Below are 20,495 nucleotides of genomic sequence, written 5' to 3'. Positions count from 1 at the left end.
AAGTTTAGACCTATGTTTTATGCCGTATATTTAATTCCAATAGAATCTGTTTAACAGGTACACCCGCTAATCGCATCTCATTCGCTTTCATTTTTACTTCATATGGATACCTCACTCTTGTTCCCATAAGAAACACCTCCAAATTGAAATTTAAGTATCTATACCCGAATTTCAATCGAAGATGCTTTTTTTGTCTTTACTATTGGGGGCCCTTTTTGCTTTTTACTGTTCATTACAAAACAATTTCCACAACCTCCAAAAAGATACTTTAGACCTATAAGAATACAAAATTTCTAAAGATATAATAATTTGCGGATTTGAAACGATTAACTGGAATTTTATTACAATAACTTAATGAATTTGAACAAGAAGGAGAGGATGACACTGCCCCCTTTTAAATTAGCATTAAAAACTTTAGAAGAGCTAGGCTTTTTCCAGTTTGACTATGATGGTAAATCGGGCTGAAAAAAACTTTTAAACAAAGATAAAAAATTAACAGTAGCTATTCGAATATCGAAAAATGGCTGTTATTATATTTCCAGCTTTTATACAACATAGCTAGAATAAAGTCTTCTAGCAAGAGAAATGGAGGAAAATCGGATGCAACCACGTGATTTAGAAAATGAAGAATGGATGAATTTAAAAACCGCTGCTGAGTATTTAAATGTATCTTACAAAACGCTATTGACTTTTCGTTCAATGGGGTTAGAGGTAGCAGAGATTGGTCGTATTCGACGCGTATCAAAATCAGCATTAGATGAATTTATGAAACAAAATAGCTTTTAAATCTAGGAATTACGGCGCAAAACTAATCTCTTCAATGAAATAAAATTAAGTCTAGGAGGATATATAACATGCAAAATATTTCAAAAAAGTACCCACAAATTAAATCATATCAATTAAAAGATGGAACAACAGTATTTCGTTTTACCGTATATCTAGGCGTTAATCCTTTAACAGGTAAAGAAAAAATCGTAACTCGAAGTAAATTTAAAACTGTAAAACAAGCGGAGCTGGCAATTGAAAAGTTAAAATTTGAATTTAGTAACGGGCTAAATCCCACAAATATGTTAAAGACGTTTAAAGATGCTTATGTATTTTGGGACGAGGCATATAAAGTATCAGGCATTACAATGAGTACTTATTCTAAAACAGAGGGTTATTTTAAAAATCATATTTTACCGTTCTTCGGCGAAATGAGATTAGGAAAAATTAATGTCGCAATGTGCGAGCAATTTGCTATCGAACTTTCAAAAAAATTGAAGTATTTTCATCATATTGTTAACTATGCTTCAGATGTTATGGAAACAGCGTTTCGTCTCGGCGATATTCATAAAAACCCTTTCAAGTTTGCACGAATTCCAAAGGAAGCACCGCATACTCAAAACGATAATTACTACGAAGTAGAAGATTTTAAAAAATTACTTCAAATTTTACCCGAACTAGATTATAAAAAACAATGTTTATTACGTCTTCTTATGTTTACAGGGATGCGTAAAAGCGAATCATTGGTTTTAACCTGGTCTGATGTAGACTTTGATAACGGACGACTTTCGATTCATTCAGCATACTCTTATTCAAAATATAACAAAGGGGAAAATGTTGGGCTTACTAAAGGGAAAATTAGAAGTATTATTCCTTTAGACCATAACACTTTAGAGATGTTGAAAACATGGAAAGAGTTACAAATTGGACAGTTGAAGCAATTGGGTCTACCTCGTAAATCGGATAACGAACAGATAATTTTCAATAACACAGTCAATAAATATTTAAAAACAAGTTCTCCAAATGACTATCTAACTGAAGCTATTGATAAAGCTAATATCAAGTATGTTACAGTTCATGGTTTACGCCATACCCACGTGACACACCTTCTTGAAGCCGAAGCAGACTTTTTTGGTATTAAGGATCGTGTAGGACATTCAAAAAAGGAGAATACGACTCATATGTTTTATTCGCATGCTACAAATAAAATAAAACAAAATACTTTACAATGTTTACTTGATTACTATAAAGAATTTGATATCAATTAATCAGGAGGAAAACAGATGAAAAATGAAATTTAAAAGAAAATACCGGACTTAAAATGTTACGAAGAGTGCCTCTAAGGAATTCTCATTCGATGACTTTCCACTCTGCACCTCCCGATATCTAATCGAATAAATATTTATTTAATACGCAATAGAGCATCAAAACTCTATTGCGTTTTTTGTTGTCTTACAATGTCTTATTTGCTAAAGCGTCGCCTATCACATAAACTGAAACTGTAGTACTAGTTACTACAACCTCTTTGTCTCCGTAAGCACGAAACAGGAGGAACATATGGTTAATATTAAAAGTTACAAACTAAAAACTAATGAACTCCGATATAAATTCCACATTTATATTGGCACAGATCCATTAACAGGCAAGGAAAAAACAACTACTCGTAGCGGCTTTAAAACAAAGAAAGAAGCTAAAGAGGCTTATTATGAGTTGCAACAAGAAATTAAAAATGGTACTTTCGGAAAAGTTTCTAAAGACACGTATCAAGAGGTCTATGAATTATGGTTAGAACAATATGAAAATACAGTAGAGGATAGCACCCTACTAAAAACTAAACGTATTTTCAGCAATCACATTTTAACTGCCTTCGGATCATATCGAATTGCTAATATTGATGCCGCAATCTGTCAAAAGCATGTAAACCAATGGGCCAAAAAACTAAAGCGCTTCAAAATGGTGAAGAACTATGCAGCTCTTGTTATGAAGTACGCTATGAAACATGGCATCATTGATAATAACCCTTTTGAATTAATCGAAATGCCTATTATCAAAGCAAAAATTTCAATTGATGAGGACGATGAAGAGTTTGAAAATTTTTATTCGCGTGAGGAGCTTGTACAGTTCTTAACCCTTTTACAAGAAGACCCTAATATTAAAAAGCGAGCTGTTTTTCGTTTGCTCGCTTTCTCTGGAATGCGTAAAGGGGAAATTTTCGCTTTAAAATGGAAGGATATCGACTTTGATACTTTTGATGTTCGAATTACTAAAGCAGTGAAACGTGGCGAGAAAGGGCTTTATCTTGGACCAACAAAAAATGGTAAACCTCGAACAATCAAAATTGATGAAGAAACCATTGAGATTTTAAAATTATGGCGAAGTGAGCAAGAAAAGATTTTTGCTGAGAAAGGGATTAACACTAATAAGAAGCAACAATTAGTGTTCTCTAATATTTACAACGTTCTTCAAGACCCTAATAAAACTGTACAATGGCTTTCAGACTTCCTTGTAAAACACAGTTTGGAGCATATTACGACACACGGACTACGTCACACACATTGCTCGTTGTTATTCGAAGCGGGTGCCTCGATTAAAGAAGTTCAGTATCGTTTAGGCCATAACGATGTGAAAACAACATTAGAAATTTATGCCCATGTTACGCGAAAAACGAAAGAAGGTACTATTAATAAATTTACAGCCTTTTTAAACAATGAATCCGATTAATTTCTAACAAAGGTTTAACAAAGGTTAATAAGGTTTTTAATAAGGATTCAATCAATTTCAGTACAACTCAAAGTCATAAAAAAAGTGTCATAAACGTTGGTATATCAACGTTTATGACACTCAGTGAAATTCAGTACATTTCACAGTATGGAGACGGCGGGAGTCGAACCCGCGTCCAGAAACTCCAATACTTCAGCTTCTACGCGTGTAGTTTGCCTATTTACGATTCACGTAACATTATGCCGACAAACAGGCGTCCTGTACGCTAACCTGGAAATCTCTTGCCGATGACTCAGGTGGCACCATCGACCGTATCCCACTAAAGTTGGGCCCTACGTTCTCTACATGGGCGATAGAGAGGCAGAGCGCTTAAGAGCTTACGCTGCGAAAGCTAAGTTTTGTTGTTTGCCAGTTATTATATAACTGTCGTTGATGACGGAGCCGAGCCCTCCGACGCGCGACCAAAGCTTGAACCATCCCTGTCGAATCCGTAACGTCCCCGGATATAATCCGGTTATAAACCGTTCGGACAACGCTGCACAAGGCAGGTTGTAAATGAACATCGTATGAGTAGATGCTCACTGGCATGTAGTACTATTATAAAATAAAGAGCTTAAAATATCAAGTAGAGACACTGAATAAGCTAGTTCACCAACTAAAACATTCTGATTAGAAGCCTAGGAAAAGTTGTGCATCTCTACTTTTCTAACACTCTAGTTTATCGCGATTTTTTTTCCTTTGAAGAAGTCTTTCCTCTAAATTGCTTGTGCCGATTATAACGCCTGAAATAATAATTATACTGCCGATAAATTGTTGCAGTGTAATGATTTCATGTAAAAATAAGGCCGCTCCAATTAGTGCGAATATGGTATTGAAATTCACAAAAATAGCGGATTCCGCTGCACCAATGTGTTTTATACATAAATTATATAGTGTATGTCCGATGGAAGTGGCTAAAATGGCGGACATGAAAAATACGAGCCATATGAACGGACTGAAGGATAAGAATGTCCCGTAGCTTCGGAAGCTTGTAGCGAATGTGAAAATTAATAAGAGTGATGAGCCTATGAGAAGCATCCAGCCTGTCATCAGCATGGGAGAGATGACTTCCGTGGCACGGCGAATGGCAAGAAAGCTAAAGGCCTGCAAAAAGAATGACATAAAGACGAGAAAATCACCTAGCTGTAAATTCGTTAGCTCGGTAATGTCGTCCACCACTGCGAATAGCACGCCAACTCCACCAAGTGCAAAGCCAATTAATTTAGATTTTGTCATAACCGTGTCTTTAAATAATACGGCAATAAGTGCCGTGAAAAGTGGACTTAAGCCACTAATAATAGCTGTTTTCATGGCTGTTGTTTGAACGATGCCATATGCTAAAAAGACATGGTGACAAATGACCCCGAAAAAACAACCAATGAATATGTACTTAAATGGCATCCCCTTTATATAAAGCGGCTGCTTCGTTAGCTTTAAAATAATAAAAATCGTAATAGCTGCAAGAAAAATACGCGCCGTTTGTATCGTTAATGGATCGCCATTGGAAACAATTACTTTCAACCATGTAACATTCATGCCCCAAAGAAACATAACGAAAACTAAAATGGAATAAACCTTTGCATTTGCCAAGTCATCACCTCCTGTTTTATTCGATCGCAAGATAAGAAGCCTCTCTATGTTCTATGAGACAACAGGCTAACACCTGCAGCAGGACCCAAATTGAAATTTGCCTCAATAAAGGGGCTTTTATAATAAGTCTAGTAGACTATTCATAGGAAAGTAGGCCGCCAGGAAAGACATCGCCTTCCAAACAGCCTACCATACTTCATACTCATCCTTAAGCAGTTCTCACCTTTTGATAAATGTATGTTCCATCTTTCATTTCATCAAGCTGTACGGGGTCACCAATTTGGACATTTTCTTGAATGCGCACTGTTAGCTTGGCTGTGGAATCCTTTAGCTGTACTAGTGCCACAGTATACGGTGCCAAATGGGCATATTCTGCTGGTGCAATATGAATGACCGTAAAGCTGTACACGGTTCCCTCATCTGGGACTTCTCGTTCATTTTTAATTTCTTGGCGGCAGGTGCTGCAATACACTTTTTTCGTTACTGATTCTACACCACAGCATTCATAAACCTTCATCTGCTACACCCTTTCTAATATGTGGACAACCGAATAAGAACCAGTGCCACCTAAATTTTGTGCAAGTGCTAATCGCGGTCGTTTTTCTAGCTGGTTTGGTGCGTGTCCGCGTAATTGTAGTACTAATTGGTAAAACTGCGCCACACCTGTTGCGCCAATAGGATGTCCTCTTGATAAAAGCCCTCCGCTTGTATTGACAGGCTTTTCTCCGTTCACGCGCGTTTTTCCTTGCTCAATAGCCAGCCAGCCTTCTAATTTCGGGAAAAAACCAAGCTCTTCAATAGCCAGCATTTCTGTCATAGAGAAGCAATCGTGAATTTCCACAACATCAATATCCTCAGGACCAACCCCTGCTTTTTCATAGGCTTGCTGACCTGAAATGCGGATCGCTGGTAATGATAGTAAATCAATGGCATCCTGCATCATTGTCGGTCCTGAAGCCTGTGCAGATGCTACTATTTTAATATCCGATGGCTTACGAGATAACACAACTGCTGCTGCTCCATCTGTAATCGGTGAACAATCGAATAAGCCAAGTGGATCTGTAATCATGCGTGCGTTCATTATTTCTTCGAGTGTTGCTGGTTTTTGGAATTGGGCTAATGGATTTTGCAATGCATTTTCACGGTTTTTCAACGCTAATTTTGCTAAATGGGATTTATTTGCACCTGTCTCATGGAAGTAGCGGTTTGCGACTACGCCAAAAAATCCTGGGAAAGTTAGACCCGCATAACGTTCGTTTGTCGTCTGATCCATTGCAGAGTTAATAAATTGCGTGACAGTGGCGGTTGGGGCATGCTTCATTTTTTCTACACCAACAACTAAAACGCTTTCATATTCGCCACTTAATATACCTAAAATACCTTGTCGTAATGCAATACCACCTGATGCACAGGCACCCTCTAATTTGGCTGTAGGGATGGGTCCGAGCCCTAGGTCATTTGCTACGATCGCACCTAGAATTTCTTGATTGGCTAAGCTACCTCCCATATAGTTACCAACAAAAACCGCATCGATTTTTAAGTCTCTTGCCTCATCTAGCGCCTCTTTACTAGCAGTGAGCATTAAATCCTTCAATGAAGCATTTTCATTGTTACCGAACTTCGTCATACTTACACTATGAACATATACCGTCATTGCGTCACCTCCATATGCTGTTTTACTAGCTCACGCTTTAATATTTTCCCGTAGGAGCTTTTTGGTAGGGCTTCAACTACGAAAATTTCTTTTGGCTTTTTAAAGCTTGCTAAATGTTGCTGGCAAAGCTCGATTAAGGCAGCCTTCTCAATTTCCCCACGGCCGTTTGGCACGACATAGGCGACAATGGATTCGCCCCATTTGTCATCTGGAATACCAATCACACATGTTTCCTTGACGAATTCATGCTTGTTCAACACTTCCTCTACTTCTCGCGGATAGATATTTACACCACCTGAAATAATGACCTCCTTTTTACGGTCCACGATCGATAGGTAGCCATGCTCATCTAGCTTGCCTAAATCGCCTGTATGAAGCCAGCCATCACGCAATGTTTCTGCTGTCGCCTTTTCGTTATTCCAATAGCCCTGCATAATAAGCGGGCCCTTTGCTGTAATTTCGCCTATTTCTCCTACTGGACATTCATTGCCCTCAGCATCCACGATTTTCACATCAACAAAAGGTCCAATTCTACCACATGAATCAAGGCGGGATGGTAAATCTTCGCGTGGCATCATCGAAATGCACATCGGTCCCTCTACTTGACCATAGGTTTCTACAAATTTTGTTCCTACTTTATCTAGTGCCTCTTGCAACTTAGCAGCAGCGATCGGTGAGCCTGCCATATTAATCGATTTAATAGTACGAAGCTTCTGCGGGTCGAACTGATCGTGCTGAATCATAAGGTTGACCATCGTTGGGACTAGGAAAATGATTGAAATACGGTCCTGCTCTAATAAATGAACAAATTGCTCTGGCTCAAATTTATCGTAAATAACTTGTGTTAAGCCATAGAGCCATGCCACATGACTTAAAAAATTTGCCCCGTGTGTCAGTGGTGCGACGTGACCGAGCATATCCGTATAGTCAACTTCACACGCTATTGCTAAGGATAGGGCTCCACTAACCATATTGCGATGTGACAGCATAACACCTTTCGGATTACCTGTCGTTCCTGAAGTATACATAATGGCCATCGTATCATTTTCTTCCACTTCATTTTCATGGGACTGCCCTTTAAACTGTTTTACTACTAGCTCATACGGTTCTCCACAATAAAGAATAGGAAAGTCAATTTGTAGCGGATCAATTAATGATTTTTCACCAATCATCAGACTCATACCTGAATCATTCACCTGATACTCATGTTCTTTCGGATGCAAGCGGTAATTAAGTGGGACTTTAATAAGACCATATAAAGAAACAGCTACATCAAGCTCTATATGCTCTAATCTATTTGACATTAAAATACCTACGCGCTCTCCTTTTTGTAAGTTAAGGCTTTTAAAATAAGCTGTTAGAGCATAGGCCCGTTCCATCAAATCGGCATAGGAAATCGCACGGTCTTTGAATTTAACTGCTATTTTATCTGGATACGCTCGAGCCGATTTCAGTGCTAATTGGCCAATTGTACTCATTTATCTTCCCCCTGTTCATCAAAATGAAAAATTAGAACCCCAAATTGTTGATCCTTCCGTCTTTTCGGTATCGCCTCTCTTAATGGATAGAGGATGAATTCGACTGTGATAGCGATTTCATTTTCTCCTTCAAGAAAATGACCACCAGTAAAATGTTGATCACAATCGACAAAAGATCCATGAAAATGAATATCTAAATCATTCGTCTCCATATCTATCCCAATAAACCCTAAACCAGAAATGAGTTCGACCGGAGAGGTAGTTTGCCGTTTTGGTGAATAAACAATGGTCCCTTGCTTTTCACCTCTTTGAACTTGGACATAGGTAGCCTGCTTTAGGGATCCCATGCATTGAAATTGCCCTCCCTTTACCCCAAAGTGATTGCAAACCTCTTTCATCCCAGTAAATAAATCCGTTCCTGCTTTTAATCTTCCGATAATTCTATCCGTAGGTCGGTCATACAAAGCTTGCCAACGAGAATTATCCAATACTAATCCCTCCATCTACCTTTAACACCTGAGCAGTTGCATAGCTAGCCTCCCTCGATGCAAAGTATAAGACAGCACTTGCAATATCATCAGGTGTGCCGATACGCTTAATAACCTGCTGATCTAAATTGTATGGAACCCCTGTTGTAATACCTGTTAAGGTTGCGCCTGGTGCCACGGAGTTACAAGTAATATTAAGTGGGCCAAGCTCTTTTGCTACCCATTTCGTAAGGGCAATTACCCCTCCTTTTGATGCAGCATAAGCTGGACCTGATCGACCTGTACCATCTTCACCAGATGTAACACCACCGTTTAAACCTGAAACTGAGCTAATATTAATAATCCGACCATATTGAGAATCCTTCATATGTGGGTACACACATGCCTGGGTAAACATAAATGTTGCTTTTAAGTTCGTATCAAGATCACGCGACCATTCCTCAAAAGTCATTGTTTCAATATTTTTGCGACTACATGTCCCAGCATTGTTCACCAAAATATGAATCTCTCCATACTTTTCAACTGTGCGATTGACTGTTGCTTTCACAAACTCTGCATCACGAATATCTCCTAAGCATTCTAAATAGCTGTCATGTGCTAGTTTTTCAATTGTCTTCTCACATGAATTTAAGTCAACTAAAACAACATGTACCCCTTGCTTTGAAAGCTGGACCGCAACTGCTTGTCCAATCCCACTTGCTGCTCCTGTAACAATCGCTACATCATCTTTTAATGTCATCATAGTTTTCCCCTTTGCTATTTAATATTTAATAAATCTGGTAAAAATGTTGATAGAGAAGGTATATAGGTTACAAGTAATAAAACGATAACCGAAGCAACAATAAACGGGACTACCCCTTTGGAAATTTGAATGATATTAGCCTTTGACATACTTGCTGCAACATATAAATTCAAGCCAACAGGTGGTGTAAATAAGCCGATTGCTAAGTTAATTGTCATAAACACGCCAAATACAGCTGGGTCTACATCGAGCATTAACATAATTGGAAGTAATATCGGGACGAATATATAAAACGCAGAAATGGCATCAATAAATGCACCCGCAATTAATAAAATAATATTTACTAGTAATAAAATAATGATTTTATTATCTGTTAAACCTAAAACCGTATTTGAAATAGTAGAGGCGATTTGCTCTGTTGTGACAATATAGGCAAAGACAGAGGCGGCACTTACGATAATCATTACAACAGCTGTTTGTAACGCCGACTCAATAAAAATACGATACATCATTTTTATGTAGCCTTTTCGATGAATGAACAGTCCGACAATTAGTCCATATACAACCGCAATAACTGCCGCTTCTGTTGGTGTAAAAAACCCTCCATAGATACCACCTAAGATAATGACAGGAATCATTAATCCTGGTAGTGCCTTTATAAATGCATCCCAACGTTCTTTTCCTGTACTTTTTTGCTTAGTTGCTTCCACAGAGTCATTAAAAATACCCTTTTGAATATCACGTTTGCGGACATACATCCCAGCAATAAATAAACCGATACCTACTAAAATACCTGGTATAACCCCTGCCATAAAAAGACGGTTAATTGTAATTGGGATTTGATCTCCTGCTACTACTGCAAAAATAATGAATGCAATCGATGGGGGAATAATAATACCTATCGCACCCGCACTCGCCACTAATCCACCAGCAGTTTCTTTACGATAGCCGTTTTTCACCATTGCTGGAATGAGAATACCTCCAATTGCAGCAACTGTGGCTGGACCAGACCCTGAAATAGCAGCGAAGAAAATCGCTACTAATACCGTTACAAGTACAATCCCACCTTTACGATGTCCTACTAATGTTTGTGCAAAGTCGATTAAACGCTTAGAAATTCCGATATGGTCCATAATGACACCAGCTAAAATAAAGAATGGAATCGCTAATAGCGTAAACTTTGCCACGCTCGTATACATAATATCTGTTAGTGCCTCAAAACCAGATAGTCCTTGTGATGCAAATAGGACTACCATTGAGGATACCGCTAAGGAAGCAGCGATTGGTACCCTTAAAAATACGAGCAATATAAAGGAGCCAAAAAGTAATAATGCTATCATACGAGCTCATCCCCTTTCGCTCCATTCCCTTCATTACTCACTGCTTTATACTCTTCTAACATTGCTTGAACTGTACGAATTAAGCACAGTAATGCACCTAGTGGTAATGCCGAAGATAAAATCCACTGCGGCATCCCTAAGGCTGGTGTTGTTTGATTAATCTGCATTTGGAACAATACCATATCAATGCCGTAATAAAGTAATACTGCAAACAATACACCACTCGCTACTGATGAAATAATGACAATCGCCTTTTTTGTCAGCTTGTTCCCTTTATCGAACAATAAGGTAAAACCAAGGTGTGCGTATCTCCGCACACCTAATGCTGTCCCAACAAATGTAAGCAATACTAACAAATTAACTGTGATTTCTTCTGTAAAAGAAAGGGATAAGTTGACTAAATTACGAGAAACAATGTTTACAAATGTTATAAATGTAATCGCTGCAAATGTAACGCTTAATATAATCTCTTCAAAGTAGTCTAAGAATTTCATATGTTTCCCCCTTATGGCGTAAACGCTTTCAGTAAATCTTCTCCCCAAATATCTGTGTATTTATCATAAATAGGCTGAACAGCTTTTTTAAACGCTTCCAATTCTGCATCTGTTGGCGTATAAACATTCATTCCTTTAGCTTTTAAATCTTCAATTTGTGATGCTTCTTTTTCACGTGCAATTTTCACTTGATATGCAGCTGCCTCTTTACCTAGTCGATCAAATAATTCACGGTCTGCATCACTTAAAGAATCATAGAGCTTTTTATTCATACCTAACACTAATGGATCATATGAATAGTTCCACAATGTTAAGTAATCCTGAACTTCATCTAGCTTTGACGAAGCAATAACATCAATAGGATTTTCTTGCCCATCAATCGTTCCTTGCTGCAATGCTGTAAACACTTCTGAGAATGTCATTGTTGCAGGATCTGTTCCTAATGAACGGTATAAATCTGTGTACATGGTAATACCAGGTATACGAATCTTTAATCCATTTAAATCTTCTGGTAGCTTAATTTCACGCTTACTATTCGTTATTTGACGGAAACCATTTTCTCCATAGCCTAAAGCTTGTACTCCCTTTTCAGCTAAAAGTCCTTTAAGCTTTTCTCCCCCTTCTCCATTAAACACTTTATCTACCTCTGAATGATCCTTAAGTAAAAAAGGTGCACTTGTCACACCAAAACGTTGATCTAAAATCGAATAAATAATCGTAGAGTTAAATGTTAAATCAATTGAACCCTTTGCTAAGCCTTCAACAGCCTTACCAGAATCTCCCCCAGATAATTGTTCATTCGTAAATACTTCAATTTTAATGCGACCATCTGTTTCTTTATCCATATCATCTGCCAGTTTTTTTGCTGCCTCATACCATGTTGATGAATCTGATACTGTGACAGACATTTTTAATTTATATGACTTTTCTTTATCATCAGCATCCCCGCTACTGCTACCACCACAGGCAGCTAGTATTGCTGATACGATCAAGAGCATAGCCAAGAGAAGATTTCTCCCTTTTAAAAATTTCCTCATAAAATATCCCCCTACTCTTTTTATATTAGATTCTATAATTATTTTATAATTCCGAAAAATCTAAATATATATTCTTAGGGGATAAAAAGTCACATGATAATTGAGTGATTTTTGTCTCTAATAAATAAAAAACATACAAATAACAGCATTTTTAAGTATTTAATTAGATGCTTTTTCTTTTTCGAAACAGCAAAATAGCAATCATTAATTCCAGTTTGTTTTCATTATTATTAATATCAATCTTTAAAAGCTTTTCTATTTTTTTTAAGCGATATTTTAATGTATTTTTATGAATATGAAGGGCATCAGCAATTTCCTGTAAGCCTCCTTTACTTTTTAGCCACATTTCTAGATTGTATATTAGTTCTTCTTCCTCTATTAAAGAACCAATTGTTCTGCCGATGAAATGGCCAACCTTTTGTTCATCAAGGTCGGACAATAGTAACTCTAATTTCAAATCCTCTTCAAATACTATTTGTCTATTTTCTATAGCAACTGTTAACGCTATATTTGCTTCATTATAGGATGCATTTAGCTCAAAGAAGGAATGTGAGTTGCCGACGCCTATAAATATATCGTCATCATATAGCTTTATCAGTTTACGGTTAAATGAATGAAGTGTTTGCTCTAAATGAATACGCGTTATTTTGGGGACAAGCAGCACTAGCTTATCAAAGCTCCATTGAAAAATATGTAATTGAGGATGGATTATTTGAATTGCACGCAAATAATCCACCCCCTTCTCATCGATTCTCCTATTCAATTGAATTATAATAATTCGATTGTAGAGCTCTGTATCAATATTTAACATTTCTGCTCGTTGCTCTAGCAACAATTGATTTACCTGACCATTTAATAAATCTAGCAGGAAGAGCTCAAACATTTTAGTCTCTCGTTCTTTTTTACGGTGCATTAAAAAATCTTCCACAAAAAACTGTGTAATTTTCTGAACAAGCTTCCCGTATTTTTCTATTTCCACAGGTTGTCCAGTAACACCAATTACTCCGATTGATGTATCTTCAATAACTAATGGCATGACAAGACCCTCACGCACACCCTTCAATTGAACCGACAGTTCCTTCGTCATATGCATGACTTCTTTGTTTTTCATGGCTATTAAAGCACCCTCATGAAATTGATTCATCCTCGACATGTCTGTGCTGGCAATAATAAATCCATTATGATCGATTACAACAACATTTTGATCAATCAACTCACCAAGCTCTCTTACAATTTTTGTGCCAATTATTTGCAAATCAAACATTGTGCCACCCCCCATAAAGATTAATATACTGATTATGCCGAAAATTTAGTATATTTTAGCTATTTTACTACAGTTTTCTATGCTCTTGTAGATAAAATCAACAATATGTGCGGCTTGCATGCTTGCTTCTAGATTTTCTTTATGGATACCAGATTGAATTTGCAGCAAGCAACCAGGATTAGCCGTAACGATAACTGTAGGCTGTAGCGCCTTAATCGTAGCCATTTTTGTAGTTAAAATATTATCTGCTGATGCAGGCTGCAATAAATTATATATTCCTGCTGAACCACAACATGTATTGGCATTTGGCAGCTCTTTAAAGTGCACATTCGGTAGGGCCTGTAAAATCATTCTTGGCTCATTAAAGATTTTATTAACATTGCGTAAATGGCAGGAATCCTGATAGGTTACAAGAGTCTTGTTTACTTGTTGTGGCAAGGTTGCTAAATAATCCAGTAGCCCAGCTTTGACAAGCAGACTTGAAATATCAATTGTCTTCTTTGAAAATCGAACTGCTTTTTCACGATAGCGTTCATCACTATGTAAGTGCTTTTCATATTCCTTTAAGAAAGCACCACAACCACCTGCGTTATTAACAATATAGGTATAATCATCTGAATCAAATAGCTCTACATTACTAATTAAGTTTTGCTTACCACGCTTTAGTTCACCACTATGCCCATGGAGAGCCCCGCAGCAACTTTGATTATCTGGAATAACGACATCAACACCAAGCAATTGTAGCAAGGACACCGTTTTTTCATTTGTTTCCTTATAAAGTGTATCCATTAGACAGCCTGTAAAAAAGGCCACCTTCATCGAAGCTGTTTTTACCTTCTTTAATGGCTGTACCTTTTTAGCTACGGGTGGTAAAGATGCCTCCATTGTTTTTAAATGCTTTGGGAATAAATTTAAAAACCCAATTTTCCGTACAGCTTTTTGTAGACCTGTTTTTTGATAAAGATGCACTAGACTAACTGCATGCTCCATATTTTTTTGCTTGACGAAAAGATGATTGAAAACAATTTTTCTTGTTGTTTTTTCTACGAAGGAAGATTGCTTCACTTCTTGTACGGCTTCACGGGTTTGCTCGATTAAAGCACCATACTGTACACCAGCTGGACATGCCGGCTCACATGCGCGACATCCTAAACATAAATCGAATGATTGTTCTACAGATGCATCGAAAGGTACAATCCCGTCACGTACTGCCTTCATTAAGGCAATGCGTCCACGTGGTGATTGTGCCTCATCCTGCTCCATGTGAAGATAGGTCGGACAGCTTGGCAAACAGAAGCCACATCTCATACAGTCGAGCAATAGATTTTCATCGACATGTGTCTGGAAGGATTGCTGCATTTGCTGTTGTACGTTAGTTACCACCATGTACCACCACTCTTTTCTTCGTTTCTTTAGCAAAGACTTTGCCAGGATTCATAATATGGTTAGGATCGAAAGTTTGCTTAATGTTTTTCATTACATTGATACCGATAGGACCAATTTTCCATTCTAAATAAGGTGCTTTCATTTCACCTACACCGTGCTCCCCTGTAATCGTGCCACCTAGCGACAGTGCTGCCTCAAAAATTTCCGAAAATGCCGCTTCCACACGGTGCATCTCCTCTTCATCTCGCAAGTCTGTTAAACATGTAGGATGCAAATTTCCATCCCCTGCATGACCAAATGTGGCAATATTGACATTGTACTTTTCGGATATATCATTGATTCTCATCACCATTTTGGCCAGCTCTGATCGTGGTACTGTGGCATCCTCTAAAATAACTGTCGGTTTTAATTTTGCTAATGCTGATAATGCGACACGTCTTGCTGTTTTAATTTGCTCCGCTTCCTGTGCATCTTTTGCAATTTGCGTAAAGAGAGCTCCATTTTCTTCAGCGATTCGTACCATTTCTTTGACATCTTGTTCTACTTGATGCATTTCACCATCCTGCTCAAGTAATAGCATTGCTTCTACATCTGTTGAGAGTCCAATTTTCATATACTGCTCGACGGCGCTAATTGTTTTTTTATCAAGAAATTCTAGCGTTACGGGAATGATTTTATTGGCAATAATACTAGAGACTGTTCTCGCTGCATTCTCTAAGGATTCAAAGTATGCGATGCTCGTCATTTTATATTGTGGCAACGGAATAAGCTTTAAAGTAATCGCTGTTACGACACCCAATGTTCCCTCTGCTCCAACAAATAATGATGTGAGGTCATAGCCCGCTACGTCCTTTGCTAGTTTGCCACCTGTTTCTAAAATATCCCCGTTCGGTAAAACAATTTGTAACCCTTTCACATAATCCTTTGTTACACCGTATTTTAAACCCCGCAAGCCACCTGAATTTTCACTGACATTGCCACCGATTGTAGAAATTCTCATTGAGCTTGGATCAGGAGGGTAAAATAAACCTTGTGATTCAACAAATATACAAAGATTCTCGGATATAATACCTGGCTGAACTGTAATCGTTAAATTTTCCTTATCAAAATTTAAAATCTGATCCATTCTATTAAATAAAATCACTACTCCCCCCTCATAAGGCACCGTTCCTGCTGCAAGGTTTGTCCCAGAGCCTCGAGGAATAATTGAAATCTTATATTCATTACATACTTTTAAAACCTCTGCAATTTCCTCTGCATTCCCTGGTGAAATGACAAGATCAGGTAAGCGCTGAAAATTTGCCGTTGCATCATAGGAATATGCTAAAAGCTGTGCAGTTGAGTTTTTAATGTATTTTTCACCAACAATGTGCGTAATTTTTTCGATAACTGTTTTATTCATAAGACTCACCTCGAAATGAATTATGTAGTTACTACAATTTTAATTGTTTGAATTTTCTAAACATATGTCTTGGAAGATAAAAAAGGGGATTATATTTTAATTTTTTTGTGTTATAGGACCAAAAAAAGAAGCTGTTGGATAGATCCAAACAGCTTCTAACAAATTTGCTTCAATATAGAAAAAAACAGATGAGAAAGTTCGGCACTTGCCTGCTTTCTCATCAGCCTTTTTAACGCTGGCGTTCCTTGAAGGCACGTTCCATCTCGCGTTTGGCTTCTTTTTTGCGCATGTCGCTGCGCTTGTCGTAGTCTTTTTTCCCTTTACCAATGCCGATAAGGAGCTTGGCATAGCCATCCTTGATGTACATTTTCAATGGAACGATTGTGTAGCCGTCACGTTTTACGGCACCGACTAGCTCGCCGATTTGCTTTTTGTGGAGCAGCAGCTTGCGGGTGCGTAGTGGATCGTGATTGAAGCGGTTGCCTTGTTCAAAGGCGCTAACGTGCATATTGTTGATCCATGCTTCACCATTGCGGACGCGGACAAAGGAGTCTTTCAGTTGGACTTTGCCTGCACGGATGGATTTGATTTCTGTACCTGTTAGGACCATGCCTGCTTCGATTGTTTCTTCGATGAAGTAGTCGTGGCCTGCTTTTTTGTTTTGTGCTAATACTTTACCAGAACCTTTTGCCATATCTTTCACCCTCTACTTAAAAGGTTGAGCTTAAGCGAAAGTACCCTTTCAATGAATACTTTCGCTTAGGCTTATTTACGTTTTGTTTTTTTCTTTTTGCCTTTTTTGGCAATGCCCTCATAGAACTTTTGCTTTTGCTTCACGCGTTTTTTTGGACCTGGGCTTGAGTCATCTTTGCGGCGTCCACGTGGATCACGGTCACTTTCGCGTCGTTCACCTTGCTTTGATGAGCTACGAGTTCCACGGTCATCCTCTTGACGACCGCCTCTACGATTGCCACCACGTCCGCCTTTTTCCTCATCACTGCGTGTGCTTCGGCGACTGCGTCCACCTTTGTTATCGCTATAATTTTTACGTGCATGAATAACAGTTGGTGCTGCTTTGCGTGTTCGTCCATATGAAGTTACCATTCCAACGATTTCAAAGTCAATGGATGACTCCTCAATAATGACATTTGCCACACGAACTGTCACTTCATCCCCAATACGGAATTGGCGATTCGTTCGTTCCCCGATCATAATCATTTGACGATCATCGAAGCGGTAGTAATCATCAGTCATATTGCTAATATGGACAAGCCCTTCGATGGTGTTGGGTAGCTCCACGAAAATACCGAAGTTTGTAATGGAAGAAACAATCCCTTCGAATTCTTCGCCAATTTTGTCGGACATATATTGTGCTTTTTTCAGTGCGTCTGTATCACGTTCTGCATCAACAGCACGACGTTCACGCTCAGACGTGTGGTCAGCAATTTCATCCATTGCCATACTCCACTGTGCAATGGTTTCTCTCGATGTATCCTTGTTAATTAAATACGTACGAATTAAACGGTGTACAACTAAGTCAGGATAACGACGAATTGGTGATGTGAAGTGTGTATAGAAATCCGTTGATAAGCCAAAGTGTCCAAGACTTTCAGGGTAGTACTTCGCCTGCTGCATTGAACGTAGGAGCATCGTTGAGATAACAGGCTCCTCTGGCATCCCTTCAATGGCCTTCAAAACATCCTGTAATGCCTTAGGATGAACGGTATTACCAGTGCCTTTAATCAAAATACCGAAGTTCGTGACAAATTCAAAGAAGCGTTGAAGCTTTTCAGGCTTTGGATCTTCGTGAATACGGTATAGAAACGGTACATTCATCCAGTGGAAGTGCTCTGCCACTGTTTCATTGGCAGCTAGCATGAAATCTTCAATTAATTTCTCCGCTACTGTTCGTTCACGTAATTCTATATCAATTGGCCATCCTTCTTCGTTTACGATCACCTTGGATTCTTTGAAGTCAAAGTCAATGGCTCCTCGCATTTCGCGTTTACGGCGTAAAATACCCGACAGCTCAGCCATGTTTTTAAACATTGGAACAAGTGGCTCATAGCGTTCAATTAGTGCCTCATCCTGCTCCTCTAAAATCTTGTAAACGTCCTTATACGTCATACGTTCAGTCGTTTTAATGACACTTTGGAAAATTTCATGTGCAACCACATTACCATTCGCATCAATAATCATTTCACAGGAGAGTGTTAAACGGTCAACCTGTGGATTTAATGAACAAATGCCGTTTGATAAACGATGTGGAATCATTGGAATGACACGGTCTGTTAAATAAACACTTGTCGCGCGATCGTAAGCTTCAATGTCAATGACCGAGCCTTGCGTTACATAATAACTTACGTCTGCAATATGTACGCCAAGCTTATACGTTCCATCTACATTTTTCGTTACGGTTACGGCATCATCTAAATCCTTTGCATCTGCCCCATCAATTGTCACAATCGTTTCATGACGTAAATCACGACGCCCTACTAAATCAGCCTCGGTAATTTCATCTGGCACACGCTGTGCAGCAGCAATGACTTCATCTGGGAATTCAGGTGGAATGTCATGCTTATATAAAATGGATAAAATGTCCACACCTGGATCATTTTTATGTCCTAAAATTTTTGTAATATAGCCTGTAGCAGATTTTAAATCCTCTGGCCATGTTGCTACCTCAACAACAACCTTATGTCCATCGACAGCTCCTAATGTATCTCCTTTGGCAATAAAGATATCCATTGGTAGCTTTTTATCGTCTAGGACAACAAAGCCGAAGCCACGGTTAGCCTGAAATGTGCCGACAAAGCTTGTTTGACCGCGCTCAACGACCTTTGTAACCGTACCCTCACGTCGATCACCAAATGATTCCTTTAAAACACGAATCAGAACGATGTCTCCGTTAATGGCACCGTTAATTTCATGCGGCGGAATGAACACATCATCCATGCCCTCGACATCAGGTGTCACGAAGCCAAAGCCCTTCGCATGTCCGATAAATTTACCTCTTAGCAAATTCATACGCTCTGGTAGGCCATAGCGATTGGAGCGAGAGCGTACAACTAAGCCTTGCCCTTCCATGCGGACAAGTGTTTTCACAAGCTCCTTGAACTCCTCCGCATCCTCAAAGCCGAATTCATCCTCGATTTCACCGACGGTTAGTGGTTTATAATCATCTTTGCTGAAAAAATCGAGTAAACGACTTTGTAGTGTATCTTTTTGATCTTTCATACATATTCCCTCCTTCATGAGAAAATCCTATTTATAATTATTGTGCCCAATTTAGGCTTTCTAAAAAGCGATAAATGTCCTCATGTAATTGATCTTTTTCTTGATCTAATGTAATAACATGTTTTGAGTTTTCATACCACTTGATGTGCTTTTCAAGTGACTCAGTTTGATTATATATAATGTTGGCAGATTCTGTCTCTATTACTTCATCATTTGTAGCTTGTACGACGAAAATAGGCGCGTAAATCATGTCAATTTCTTGACGAGTGCGAGCTATAAATTCTCGTAGCTGCTGTAGAGATGGCATGCCTTTGTCAGCAATGCTTGCAACTTCAGCTTCAATTTGCTCTTCCTGTTTCCCTTGGAACTTTTTATAGTCCCTTGCATATTTCAAGACACCCTCAAACATAACGTCGGTTGTACGCATTGTCATAGGGGCACACATTGTCACAATTCCTTTAACAGGATTATTTAATGCAACGTTTAATGCCATAACACCGCCTAATGAAAGGCCAGCAACGGCTATTTCCTGATAGCCAGCATCCTGTAACTGTTTGTAGGCGGCAATAACATCCTGCCACCAGTCTGCTGGACCTGTTGTGATTAGTTCTTCTGGTTCCACACCGTGACCTTTATAGTGAGGTGCTAATGTAGTATACCCTTTTTTCTCTAAAAATCTACCAAGCATTCGTACGTCTGCAGAGCTTCCTGTGAAGCCGTGTAATAATAAAACAGCACGTGGTCCTGCCTGAAAGAAAAATGGCTGTGATAATGATTTGTTCACTGTAAGCACTCCTTCATTCTAAAACACTTATACATACTATACCCATTCTCGTCATCTCAATGATGCCCAGCGGA

Annotated in this window: 18 protein-coding genes and 1 other RNA gene; 3 read left to right on the top strand and 16 right to left on the bottom strand. The window is 38.6% G+C overall.

All coding sequences use genetic code 11. From position 1 onward, the window contains the following. Nucleotides 1–600 precede the first annotated feature (600 nt). From BFM98_RS08600 to BFM98_RS08590, 3 genes are all read left to right on the top strand, one after another. Nucleotides 601–786: a helix-turn-helix domain-containing protein gene (locus tag BFM98_RS08600; RefSeq protein WP_066037110.1), complete on the top strand. Its 186-nt coding sequence runs from the start codon at nt 601–603 to the stop codon at nt 784–786. Nucleotides 787–854: 68 nt separating this feature from the next. Further along, entirely contained in the window at nt 855–2,033 is a 1,179-nt protein-coding gene (locus BFM98_RS08595) for a tyrosine-type recombinase/integrase (RefSeq protein ID WP_066037109.1), read from the top strand. Nucleotides 2,034–2,322: 289 nt separating this feature from the next. Next, nucleotides 2,323–3,486, top strand: coding sequence for a site-specific integrase (locus BFM98_RS08590; protein ID WP_048390903.1), 1,164 nt, complete (start codon nt 2,323–2,325; stop codon nt 3,484–3,486). A gap of 145 nt (nt 3,487–3,631) precedes the next feature. Here BFM98_RS08590 and ssrA read toward each other — a convergent pair. The 16 genes from ssrA to BFM98_RS08510 form a co-directional block, all read right to left on the bottom strand. Further along, nucleotides 3,632–3,987: a transfer-messenger RNA gene (ssrA, locus tag BFM98_RS08585) on the bottom strand. 204 nt (nt 3,988–4,191) lie between these two features. Continuing rightward, nucleotides 4,192–5,115, bottom strand: a complete 924-nt coding sequence (locus tag BFM98_RS08580; protein WP_066037108.1) for a DMT family transporter — start codon at nt 5,113–5,115, stop codon at nt 4,192–4,194. A 208-nt stretch (nt 5,116–5,323) separates the two neighbouring features. After that, the gene (locus BFM98_RS08575) at nt 5,324–5,632 is read right to left on the bottom strand and encodes a Zn-ribbon domain-containing OB-fold protein (RefSeq protein ID WP_054549530.1); all 309 of its coding nucleotides are present in this window, start codon (nt 5,630–5,632) and stop codon (nt 5,324–5,326) included. Between the two features lie 3 nt (nt 5,633–5,635). Beyond that, nucleotides 5,636–6,769 (bottom strand): thiolase C-terminal domain-containing protein, encoded by a 1,134-nt coding sequence (locus BFM98_RS08570; protein ID WP_009373209.1) that lies wholly within the window; start codon nt 6,767–6,769, stop codon nt 5,636–5,638. Continuing rightward, on the bottom strand, nt 6,766–8,247 hold the full coding sequence (locus BFM98_RS08565) for a class I adenylate-forming enzyme family protein (protein WP_066037107.1): 1,482 nt from the start codon (nt 8,245–8,247) through the stop codon (nt 6,766–6,768). Before BFM98_RS08565 ends, BFM98_RS08570 begins: the two co-directional genes overlap by 4 nt. Continuing rightward, on the bottom strand, nt 8,244–8,735 hold the full coding sequence (locus tag BFM98_RS08560; RefSeq protein ID WP_066037106.1) for a PCC domain-containing protein: 492 nt from the start codon (nt 8,733–8,735) through the stop codon (nt 8,244–8,246). Before BFM98_RS08560 ends, BFM98_RS08565 begins: the two co-directional genes overlap by 4 nt. Further along, the gene (locus BFM98_RS08555; RefSeq protein WP_083225322.1) at nt 8,728–9,477 is read right to left on the bottom strand and encodes an SDR family NAD(P)-dependent oxidoreductase; all 750 of its coding nucleotides are present in this window, start codon (nt 9,475–9,477) and stop codon (nt 8,728–8,730) included. Before BFM98_RS08555 ends, BFM98_RS08560 begins: the two co-directional genes overlap by 8 nt. Nucleotides 9,478–9,491: 14 nt before the next feature. Next, complete coding sequence (locus BFM98_RS08550; RefSeq protein WP_066037104.1) at nt 9,492–10,817, bottom strand: TRAP transporter large permease; 1,326 nt, start codon at nt 10,815–10,817, stop codon at nt 9,492–9,494. Continuing rightward, the gene (locus tag BFM98_RS08545; protein WP_054549534.1) at nt 10,814–11,311 is read right to left on the bottom strand and encodes a TRAP transporter small permease; all 498 of its coding nucleotides are present in this window, start codon (nt 11,309–11,311) and stop codon (nt 10,814–10,816) included. Before BFM98_RS08545 ends, BFM98_RS08550 begins: the two co-directional genes overlap by 4 nt. 11 nt (nt 11,312–11,322) lie before the next feature. Beyond that, nucleotides 11,323–12,348, bottom strand: a complete 1,026-nt coding sequence (locus BFM98_RS08540) for a DctP family TRAP transporter solute-binding subunit (protein WP_066037103.1) — start codon at nt 12,346–12,348, stop codon at nt 11,323–11,325. A gap of 163 nt (nt 12,349–12,511) precedes the next feature. Continuing rightward, nucleotides 12,512–13,612 (bottom strand): CdaR family transcriptional regulator, encoded by a 1,101-nt coding sequence (locus tag BFM98_RS08535; RefSeq protein WP_054549536.1) that lies wholly within the window; start codon nt 13,610–13,612, stop codon nt 12,512–12,514. Between the two features lie 45 nt (nt 13,613–13,657). Next, on the bottom strand, nt 13,658–14,998 hold the full coding sequence (locus tag BFM98_RS08530; protein ID WP_066037102.1) for a (Fe-S)-binding protein: 1,341 nt from the start codon (nt 14,996–14,998) through the stop codon (nt 13,658–13,660). Continuing rightward, nucleotides 14,985–16,400, bottom strand: coding sequence for an FAD-binding oxidoreductase (locus BFM98_RS08525; RefSeq protein WP_066037101.1), 1,416 nt, complete (start codon nt 16,398–16,400; stop codon nt 14,985–14,987). The genes BFM98_RS08530 and BFM98_RS08525 overlap by 14 nt, the downstream gene beginning before the upstream one ends. Nucleotides 16,401–16,629: 229 nt before the next feature. After that, nucleotides 16,630–17,094 (bottom strand): SsrA-binding protein SmpB, encoded by a 465-nt coding sequence (gene smpB / locus BFM98_RS08520; RefSeq protein WP_009373233.1) that lies wholly within the window; start codon nt 17,092–17,094, stop codon nt 16,630–16,632. A 71-nt stretch (nt 17,095–17,165) separates the two neighbouring features. Further along, nucleotides 17,166–19,637 carry a ribonuclease R gene (gene rnr / locus BFM98_RS08515; RefSeq protein WP_066037100.1) on the bottom strand — a complete coding sequence of 824 codons (2,472 nt, stop codon included), beginning with the start codon at nt 19,635–19,637 and terminating at the stop codon, nt 17,166–17,168. Between the two features lie 37 nt (nt 19,638–19,674). Beyond that, nucleotides 19,675–20,421, bottom strand: a complete 747-nt coding sequence (locus BFM98_RS08510) for an alpha/beta hydrolase (protein ID WP_004228103.1) — start codon at nt 20,419–20,421, stop codon at nt 19,675–19,677. Nucleotides 20,422–20,495 lie beyond the last annotated feature (74 nt).

This window comes from Lysinibacillus sp. AR18-8, assembly GCF_001705465.1.
GTDB lineage: Bacteria > Bacillota > Bacilli > Bacillales_A > Planococcaceae > Lysinibacillus > Lysinibacillus capsici.
The sequence above is the reverse complement of the archived record's forward strand: the minus strand, read 5'-3'. Positions and strand labels throughout refer to the sequence as shown.

Coding starts and splice junctions, on each gene's coding strand:
- BFM98_RS08600 (WP_066037110.1), top strand. CDS start 601: ATGCAACCACGTGATTTAGAAAATGAAGAATGGATGAATTTAAAAACC.
- BFM98_RS08595 (WP_066037109.1), top strand. CDS start 855: ATGCAAAATATTTCAAAAAAGTACCCACAAATTAAATCATATCAATTA.
- BFM98_RS08590 (WP_048390903.1), top strand. CDS start 2,323: ATGGTTAATATTAAAAGTTACAAACTAAAAACTAATGAACTCCGATAT.
- BFM98_RS08575 (WP_054549530.1), bottom strand. CDS start 5,632: ATGAAGGTTTATGAATGCTGTGGTGTAGAATCAGTAACGAAAAAAGTG.
- BFM98_RS08570 (WP_009373209.1), bottom strand. CDS start 6,769: ATGACGGTATATGTTCATAGTGTAAGTATGACGAAGTTCGGTAACAAT.
- BFM98_RS08565 (WP_066037107.1), bottom strand. CDS start 8,247: ATGAGTACAATTGGCCAATTAGCACTGAAATCGGCTCGAGCGTATCCA.
- BFM98_RS08555 (WP_083225322.1), bottom strand. CDS start 9,477: ATGATGACATTAAAAGATGATGTAGCGATTGTTACAGGAGCAGCAAGT.
- BFM98_RS08550 (WP_066037104.1), bottom strand. CDS start 10,817: ATGATAGCATTATTACTTTTTGGCTCCTTTATATTGCTCGTATTTTTA.
- BFM98_RS08545 (WP_054549534.1), bottom strand. CDS start 11,311: ATGAAATTCTTAGACTACTTTGAAGAGATTATATTAAGCGTTACATTT.
- BFM98_RS08540 (WP_066037103.1), bottom strand. CDS start 12,348: ATGAGGAAATTTTTAAAAGGGAGAAATCTTCTCTTGGCTATGCTCTTG.
- BFM98_RS08535 (WP_054549536.1), bottom strand. CDS start 13,612: ATGTTTGATTTGCAAATAATTGGCACAAAAATTGTAAGAGAGCTTGGT.
- BFM98_RS08530 (WP_066037102.1), bottom strand. CDS start 14,998: ATGGTGGTAACTAACGTACAACAGCAAATGCAGCAATCCTTCCAGACA.
- BFM98_RS08525 (WP_066037101.1), bottom strand. CDS start 16,400: ATGAATAAAACAGTTATCGAAAAAATTACGCACATTGTTGGTGAAAAA.
- smpB (WP_009373233.1), bottom strand. CDS start 17,094: ATGGCAAAAGGTTCTGGTAAAGTATTAGCACAAAACAAAAAAGCAGGC.
- rnr (WP_066037100.1), bottom strand. CDS start 19,637: ATGAAAGATCAAAAAGATACACTACAAAGTCGTTTACTCGATTTTTTC.